Source organism: Pseudoalteromonas shioyasakiensis (genome assembly GCF_022398475.1).
Taxonomy (GTDB): domain Bacteria; phylum Pseudomonadota; class Gammaproteobacteria; order Enterobacterales; family Alteromonadaceae; genus Pseudoalteromonas.
In genome coordinates this window covers 1-8,790 of record NZ_JAKEVM010000167.1, presented here as the reverse complement: position 1 = coordinate 8,790, position 8,790 = coordinate 1, and the positions used below count along the sequence as shown (strand labels likewise).

General features: G+C 39.5%; 8 protein-coding genes. 4 read left to right on the top strand and 4 right to left on the bottom strand.

Annotation, left to right across the window (positions count from 1 at the left end):
- Positions 1–37 precede the first annotated feature (37 nt).
- Positions 38–1,282, top strand: coding sequence for a DUF642 domain-containing protein (locus L1D51_RS19330; protein WP_054561928.1), 1,245 nt, complete (start codon positions 38–40; stop codon positions 1,280–1,282).
- 61 nt (positions 1,283–1,343) lie between these two features.
- Here L1D51_RS19330 and L1D51_RS19325 read toward each other — a convergent pair whose 3' ends face one another.
- Complete coding sequence (locus L1D51_RS19325) at positions 1,344–1,874, bottom strand: thioesterase family protein (RefSeq protein WP_054561929.1); 531 nt, start codon at positions 1,872–1,874, stop codon at positions 1,344–1,346.
- 109 nt (positions 1,875–1,983) lie between these two features.
- Between L1D51_RS19325 and L1D51_RS19320 the strand changes: the two genes are divergently transcribed.
- The gene (locus tag L1D51_RS19320) at positions 1,984–2,472 is read left to right on the top strand and encodes a hypothetical protein (RefSeq protein ID WP_054561930.1); all 489 of its coding nucleotides are present in this window, start codon (positions 1,984–1,986) and stop codon (positions 2,470–2,472) included.
- A 65-nt stretch (positions 2,473–2,537) separates the two neighbouring features.
- On the opposite strand, the gene tyrR is transcribed toward L1D51_RS19320, so the two are convergent.
- The 3 genes from tyrR to bcsE form a co-directional block, all read right to left on the bottom strand.
- Complete coding sequence (gene tyrR / locus L1D51_RS19315) at positions 2,538–4,094, bottom strand: transcriptional regulator TyrR (RefSeq protein ID WP_054561931.1); 1,557 nt, start codon at positions 4,092–4,094, stop codon at positions 2,538–2,540.
- Positions 4,095–4,188: 94 nt separating this feature from the next.
- Entirely contained in the window at positions 4,189–5,769 is a 1,581-nt protein-coding gene (gene bcsG, locus L1D51_RS19310; protein WP_239964548.1) for a cellulose biosynthesis protein BcsG, read from the bottom strand.
- 169 nt (positions 5,770–5,938) lie between these two features.
- Positions 5,939–7,564: a cellulose biosynthesis protein BcsE gene (gene bcsE, locus L1D51_RS19305; protein ID WP_055198378.1), complete on the bottom strand. Its 1,626-nt coding sequence runs from the start codon at positions 7,562–7,564 to the stop codon at positions 5,939–5,941.
- 121 nt (positions 7,565–7,685) lie between these two features.
- On the opposite strand from bcsE, the gene bcsR reads away from it, so the two are divergent.
- Positions 7,686–7,913, top strand: a complete 228-nt coding sequence (gene bcsR, locus L1D51_RS19300) for a BcsR/BcsP family cellulose biosynthesis protein (protein ID WP_239964547.1) — start codon at positions 7,686–7,688, stop codon at positions 7,911–7,913.
- Positions 7,910–8,632, top strand: a complete 723-nt coding sequence (gene bcsQ, locus L1D51_RS19295; protein ID WP_239964546.1) for a cellulose biosynthesis protein BcsQ — start codon at positions 7,910–7,912, stop codon at positions 8,630–8,632. Before bcsR ends, bcsQ begins: the two co-directional genes overlap by 4 nt.
- Positions 8,633–8,790 lie beyond the last annotated feature (158 nt).

The following is an 8,790-nucleotide window of genomic DNA, read 5'->3' as shown; positions in this document are numbered from 1 at the left end:
ATATTAATTTTATGTTAATCACCTAACGGAGAGTGTCATGAAAAGCTTGGTTACTAAACTAGCAATTTTACCTTTAGCTATTGCATCAACGATCGCAATGGCTGGCACAAATTTAGTAGAAAACGGATCATTTGAAAATACAGATACAGTGACCGATCACAATGGTCAATGGCAGTTATTTGATGTAATACCTGGTTGGACTCGTAGTACTAACGCTAAATTTGAAATTCAAACCAATAAACTTGGCATTGTTCCTGCACAAGATGGTGAGCAACTCATTGAGCTTGATTCAACAGCCAACTACAGTATTTCGCAAGCAATTGCGACGACTGCTGGGAATCAATATGAAGTGAGCTTTTACTATTCTGCACGTGTAACAGGCAATGAACAAACAAATAAAGCAGAAGTTTTCTGGAATAGTGAATCATTAGCCGTTGTCAACAGCAGCACAAAAGGCTGGACTAAATACAGCTTTACAGTTGAGGCTGACAGCGCAAGCTCAGTGTTAAGCTTTGCAGGCGCGGGGACATCTGATTCAGTAGGTGCATTCATTGATAACGTCGTAGTGACTGAAATTCCGGCACCATGTGCAGTTGTAACCGGTTTATATGGTATTAATAACTTTGGTTCTGAGACTGAAGGCTATGTGTATCACTTTAACCCAGAATCAAGCGCTGTAACGGTTGTTGCAGGTCTTAACAATACAGCATCAAATATTGCTAGCAAAGACGGTATGCTGTACTTCATGGAGCAACTTGATAAAAGCAGCAAAGCGTCAAAAATCTATAGCCTAGATTTAGCCACTGATACGCAAGCTGAAGTTGCCGATGCGACATCATTCCCTATTTATCGCTCAACAGTGACTGCGGATGGTCTGTCTTTACGTGCGACAAGCAAAACATACATGTATGATTTTGACCTAACTACAGGTGAAAAAACGGTATTAGGTAAACTATCGTATGAAGGCGACTCATTCTCTGATGGCGACATCGCTTATTCAAGTGACTACAATGTACTTTACGTATTAACTGGTAAAGCACTTTACACATTAGATGAAGGCAGCCTTGAGTTAACTCAAATCGGTGAGCACGGTGTTAACTGGGCGTCAGGTATTGCGATTGCTGATGACGGTACAATTTATATTTCAGGTAGAGAAAGCGGCGAGAATGCAAAAATCTACACCTTAGATCAAAACACCGCTGAAGCGACATTCGTAATGGATGGTCCAGCACACGTAAACGACTTAACGTTTGTTAGTGAAGCAGTTTGCGCAGCAGAGTAAACTGTGTTTAAAGCCATAAAATGCCAGCTTAGCTGGCATTTTTTTTAGCTAATCTTAGGTATCACTTATTAGTGAGCTTCTTTTGCTCTAACATTTCTTTCCAGTGCATCACTTCTGCTGGCAAAATAGGGGCAACACCGCTAAAGCCCGCAACTTCAAGCATCTCTTCAACGCTGACTACACCTTTTTTGCGTTTAAATACACCACGCACATAAGCAATTGCATGCAAACCTCTTTCTGAATGAAATTTTTGCTCAATGTAAAAGTATTTATGATCCCAGCCAACCAAGCGAGTGCTAACTGTGTACTTTTGCATTGGCTTTATATCGCGAATATAGGTAATTGCAGTTGCATTAACGATTGGAAACCAGCGGCGCTTCATTATGTGCTTTAACAAGCCTACTCGCTCAGTCATCCAAGTACGGGCAAGGTCCATCATTGCTAAGTAGCGAGAATTAGTCAGATGGAAGTTAATATCGCAATCGGTCGGTAACGCTTTGAATTCAATATCAATCGTGTCTAACAATTGTTGATAATCACGATTACGTTTAATTTTAAAAAACAGCAGTATTAGTCGAAAATAGAGGTTCACGGTAAAGGTCTAACCAGTTGATGATGCACAAAGTGTATCACAGCGTATTGCTAAGGCGAATATTCTGCTCTAATCTGTGCATATATTAGTATAAAAAAAGAATAACCTAATGAAATTATTTAGTTTGGTCACTCTGTTTTCAGCCAGTTTATTTACCAGCTCTGCCTTTGCAGATTTTAACTTTGCTGGGGATGGAACCTTAAAGTACCCAACGGGTGTTGAAAAAGCCTTTAAATTTGGCTTTGCTTGGCAACAAGATGCTGAAAAGTTCACTATTGGTGATAAAAGCTATGATATGTCATTACCTGAGTCATATTCTGTGGCGATTACACTCAGCAAAGACGAGCAACAGGTATGGGTTCAGGAATTTAATAATGGCTTTATTGAAGGCTTCAACTGGCAAATTGCTGATCACACCCTAAAACTCGAAAAGCGCAAATTCAGCGATTCAGTCAAAGGTGATTATGTTATCAGCCTTGATAATCGAGACTACTTTTTTGCCCGCAATAACATCAGTGTTGTTATTAAGTTCGACGATGAGGGTATTAAAAGTATCGCCATTGATGGTGTCACCAAAGATATGGGTACCAAACAATAGTTTTTAATCGAAAAAAAAAGGCTTAGGTTTTACCTAAGCCTTTTTTGCTTAATTAAACTATATAATTAAACCTTCACTGTCTTACGGTTAATCCCATAATCGCGCAGCTTATTTGCTACTGCAGTGTGACTCAAACCTAATCGCTTAGCGAGCTGGCGAGAGCTTGGATAAGCGGGGTAAAGCTTGCGAAGTAATGTCGCCTCAAAACGTTTTACCGCTTGGTCTAAGGTTCCTTCAAAGTCAGACTCAAGATAACCTAAATCATGAGTAAATGTTGGTAACTGCAGGTGCTCAATACGCAGTTCGTTATCATCTAGCAAGGATACCGCACGATAAATCGCATTTTCTAATTGGCGCACGTTACCCGGCCATGGGTAATCTTGTAAAAAACGTAAACAATCCTCAGACATCACAGGCACAGAATGACCATTTTGCTGGGCATACTTTTGAATAAAGTGCTCTGCTAGCGGGCCGATATCTGCCTTTCTATCACGTAATGGGGCTATTTCTAAGGTCAAAACATTAATTCGGTAATAGAGATCTTCTCTAAATGTTCCCTCTTGCACCATCGCTGGTAAATCTTTTTGTGTTGCGGCAACAATACGCACATTTACTTTTACTTCGTTTTCATCACCGACTTTTCGGAAGGTACCGTCTTGTAAAAAACGTAGTAGCTTAGTTTGTAGCTGAGTCGACATTTCACCAACTTCATCTAAAAACACTGTGCCACCATCAGCTTGCTCTAAAACGCCGCGTTTTGGTGCCGCGTTTTCTTCATAGCCTGCGTAACCAAACAGTTCAGACTCAGCGACATCATCAGGCAACGAAGCACACGACAAAGCGATAAACGGTTTTACTGAGCGGTTTGATGCGTAATGACAAGCACGAGCAAGTAGCTCTTTACCTGTACCTGTTTCACCAGTAATCAGGATTGGCGCTTCAAGTTGTGCCATTTTACGCGCTTCACGAACCACACGGCGCATTGCAGTACTAAAGTTATGTATGGTTGCAAAACTTTCTTGGCCATAACGACGGAACGCACTGACTTGTTGGCCTAAGCGACTTTGTGATTTGATATTGATAACTGCACCGGCTAACACATCCCCTTCAGCACCTTGGGGGACTGAAATAGGTAGAATATCGGCAATAAAGTCTTCGCCAGCTACTTCAACTCGGGTTGTTTGACCAAGTACTTCTTTGCCTTCTAACCAACGCGTAAAATTAAAGCCTTTGAGCAAATTATTAATGTTAGCGCCAATCACTTCGCTTTCAGATAATTGCAAGTCGCGACACGCGGCATCATTACATAAACGCACCCAGCCTTTAGCGTCAATAGATATCACACCGTCTGGCAATGCACGTAGTAATGTATTTAACTCATTATGCTCTCGCTCAGAAGGTAAAAATGCAGTTGTACGAACGTCTTTCACGCCATCTATCAAACGGATAGATGGCATAATTTTTTGGAATTGTTCAAACTCAATAGGCGGAAAGCTCACGTACATTCGACAATTAACCGAATCTACCTCGATGCCTTTTAAATCAACTTGGTAACTAACCAAGATATTGAGAATCTCTTGTGCGATACCAATTCGGTCAGCACAGTGGATATCTAAACGCATTACATCCTCAAAAAACGGGAACCTATAGTATGAGAATAATACGCTAACTCCCTGCAGCTGGGTAGTCTATTGTAAACAATTTTGGACAAATAACTTAATTAGTCGGGTACTTGGTCCATTCTCCACCATCTAATTGGATGTAAGGCTGCCCTTTTATATACATCATTACCGTATCCTCATTCTCGGCGACCTTGGCTGAAGTTGGTAAATTATCAAGCACTCGGTTAATGGGTACCGACCCTGTGAACAAATCTAACTTCATCGTATTATTGATTAACTCTGATAGTGAAAAGTAACTCATTGTTTCATCAACGACATTCAGCCCATCATGCTTTATATCAGGACCGATGAATTTAACCGCTGTTGGTACTGAAACTATTGAAGGGCTCGGAATTTCGCGCAAACCAGAGAATTGTAGTTTATCACCCTGTAAGGCAGCCCCATGCTCAGGCACAACCACCAGCATTACGTTTCGACCTTGTGCTTTTAACTCAGTTATAAACTTATCGATGTCATTAAATAAGCGCTGTTGTCTAAGCGGATAGCTTTCAAAGCTATTCATACGTTCACGACCAGCAAGTTGATTGCCATCGTGTAAGCTAATGGTGTTGTAGTAAAGAGCCCTAGGCTGCTCACTCGAACCTTGCTTTTTCAACCAATTAGTGAGTATATCCGCATCAGAATAAATCGGTTTGCCATCGAAACCATACTGCGCAGCACTAAATTGGCTAAAATTCAGTTTTGGCACAGAAACACCACCGTATTGTCTGATCAAACCAATAAAGTCATCAAAATGTCCATCGTGGTTAAGAGCCACACTGGTTTTATAGCCAAGCTCAGCAAGGTTAGTGAATAGCTGACATTGCTTATCAACAGGTTTAAATAGTTGCTCTTGACTTGTTTGCCCGCAACTTGCTCGTAATAGTCGAATTGCCGCAGGGCCACTGTACGACGTTGCTGAGTTAAATTGGCTAAACAAAATATCAAAATCAGCAAATAAGTTACGTGGCTCAACACCAATTGCATTTAAATCAGCCGTCGCTAAAGAGCAAATATTTAGCACAACAACATCAAATGGCTGGCCATTAAATACGTCAGGAAACTGGCTTTGTAGTAAATTCTGTTGCTGGTAAAAGTCTTGTAACTGTTGATCCGGTGTCTTTTGTTTTGCTGTATCAGAAACTAAAACGGGTACTTGTTTTTTTGTAGTTTGGTTATTGCTAGCAACTTGAGTTGTAACCTCATCACTCGTAACAGCCCCACCTAACCAAAACGCATACATAAAGCCAATTATTGAAATACTGGTGTAACGCAACCACTTCACAGTAAACCAATAAAAAACCACTAAAGCAAAGAGCGCAAAAATCATATCGAGGCTAACAACGCGCGCTGTGATCTCAAAAAAGTAGCCGACGCTAAAGTCTTGTACATTGCCAGCTTGCTTGGTGAGCCTAGAAATCGGGGGCAACCACGAGTCGTGATACAACAAGGCCACTCCTACCACCACACTCATAGCGTGTTTGATACGAGACAACCAAACATGTTGAAAAGAGATAGCTAGAAAAGCAAAAAATGCTAAGTTTGCAAATAAATCAAAAGAAATATCACCTCGGCTATACAGAACAAACTTAACTAAAAAGTATAAATTCCAAATACCTAATCCTGAAAGCCTCACTTGTTATCCTTATTGTGTCGTTTTGGCGTATAAGGCGTTAATAATACATGCCTAAATGTTAGTTTTCGGTAGAGCACGACTACTTTATTAAACAATACCTTACCTGTATTACTTAGCAAAATGCCGATTAACATTGCGATGATAAAAGTAATAAAAAACTGGTTTAAGCTCATGATAGCTCACCTTTTAAGGTCACTTTAATTGGCTCAGATATAGGTCGAATCACTTTTTTAAATTCCGGTGTCTCTGTATTTAAATTTGCAATGTCTGCTATTTTTGTATCAAAAATGTAACTGACGTTTTCTTGTAATTGTTGGGTAAAGTCGGTTATTTCAGTATTAGCAAAATGACGTTGCATACGGCGACATTCTTGCTGAATATAAAAATGATCAGCAATGACATTTTTTGACATAAAAAAGTCGCTTATCTGTAATTTAAATAAGTGTTTAATCGCACTTTCCACATCGTGCTCTCGACAAGCATGTAGATAAAGGTAAACCGTGCCATCAGCAAAACTAAAAATATCCCCTTCACGTTTTACATGAAATAAATGTAATGGATGTATGGCATCAATACGCGGTAAAAGCTGCAACATAACAAGCACGCCACTTACACCCAGATTGGCAGCTGAGTCACTATGTTTAGCAACCTGCTGTACGAACTTATCTGGAGGCAAATAACCTTTAGCCAATACATTTTCACTGTATTTTAGAACATCATCAATAGATTTCGGTAGTGGCCTTGTAAACTGAAACCCTTGAATTGACTGAATTTGTGACAGTAAACGCGAAGGCTCAGAATAACTATATAAAATAAGGTTAACCCCTAAAGTTAAAAATAAGCACTCGTCCTGGTGACGAATAATGCCATCAACATTTTGAATTACTAATTTCAGTCGGCGACCACATTTCTTTCGAAGAGAGAAGCAATCTTTGGCTAACGCTTTTAAATCAGTGTATCGGGTAACTGCAAAAACTAACGTCGCTGATTTTTTGGTAAGCCCTTTAGAAAAAAGAGCATCATTATCATCAATTATTTTATAAAACACGGGTAGCTTTGTACCCTCAGGTACAGCACTGCGAGTTAGCCATACCTCGTCTTCATCAAAGTCTTGCTCCGTTGCTTGCGACTTATCATCAGCCTCTTGCTCTACCTCAACTAATGCAAGTTGACCATCATGAAGCTGTAAATTAACCGAACGCCCAGCGATAACTCCTTCTTTATGACACCAATAATCATACTCAAGAGTGCGAATTGATGCCTCTTGAGTTATATAAATAAGGCCATCAAAGAAACGGTTTAAGGCTAATAACTGACGTCTCAATTCACTGACATAAGCACCTGACATTAAAAACACTAAAGTGACATTTTTTGATTGTGACAAAGCAACATAGAGCTTGAGTTTTTCACCAAGCTGCTGTTCGTTCAAAGAGACTAAATGTTCTGAATCGACATGCACGATAACCGTACTGTTTTTCAGTTGCTCATACTGTTTTATTTCGTTAATAACACCACGGGAAAAATGCAAACTTTTTGATACATTCTCATTATGATGTAAATGGAAAGGACGTAGTACCCCTTGTTCGAACAAGGTAAATAATAACTCGCTTCTCTCTCCTTCGAAAAATAATTCGACTTGTTCAGAGAGCAAAAAAACCGAGTCTTTATGATTGGTTAAAAGATGCCTTGTTAACTCTAATAGCTGATTATCTAGCGGGGCAAGTAAAGCATAGTTTGCGCCTCGCTTTAGCTCAGAGAAAGCTCCGTTTAGTCCTGTAATATTTAAATGAGGCACCAACAAACCCTTAAAAAAGATACTTTAGTACTAGTTTTAAACGCTATTCTATATATAATGCAGATTATGTCCATGGATCGTGAACATTTTTAAGCTAATTTTTCTCATAACGGTTTTTTAGATGAATGACTTTGCAGTAAAAAATTCACATACCTTAACTCAATACGATATTGAAAAGCTGTTACGCCAATTTGGCGGCAAGGAAACGGATTATGTTGAAATTATTGATGTTGAAAAAAATCGCAAAACGATTGAAAAGTACCCTTTGCTTAACGATATCGCATTAGCAACAACACAAACACAGAGCACAAAAAAAATTAACAAAAACGCAATAAAGAATCATAAATGAAGCGAATTTTTTTAAAAGGAATTAAAGGTGGCACTGGTACAACATCTATTGTGGCCAACCTTGCTTGTGCTTTGAGAAAATCAAATGTGCCTGTGTATGCCATCGATTTAGATCCAAAAGGCGACTTAGGCCTACACCTTGGTCTTGCTTGGGAGCATCAGCTAGGCTGGAGTGATTACCCAAACTTTGCCTCTGCATGTGAGCAGTTTCACCAAGATAACGACGGCGTAAAGTTTTTACCCTATGGCAGCCGTTCGAACTTAGGGTTAGACTTTTCAAGCGTTATAGAGAGTTGTCAGCAGCTTAATGACAGCGATGACAGCTGGTTTTTATTTGACTGCCCAGCCCATGTTGATGTGCACCGCTATTCACTAAATGAAGACGATATATTCCTTGAGATTATTAATTGTGATGCTATTTGTCACAGTTTTGCTTTCAAACGTTTAAACACTCTAAAGCAGGCTGAATCATCTTGGCAGCATTATTTTTTAACCAATAAATATAATTCAGCCTCTGAGATTGAATCAGATTTATTGCAGCTTTGGCAAACTGAATTACCATTGATTGCACCTTTATATATCAATAAAGATGAAGTCATCAAAGAAGCAACTGCATTTAGAAATGTGGCGATTAACTGTGCTCCATACAGCGTTGCTAATGATGACTTTGAAACGCTAGCCGGTTGGCTTGTAAGCCGCGCGAGTCAGAATGACCAATAGCATCCATTCACTCGGTATCACACACCGACTACTTAAAGGTATTTTAGGGTTGTTTTTAACGAAGCAACTTGTGCGCTTCGTATTTATAAAATTTTATAGTTATTACAACCAACACAAAATGAGCCTATTGGGAGCGACTTTACTCCCCTTCTTTGTGC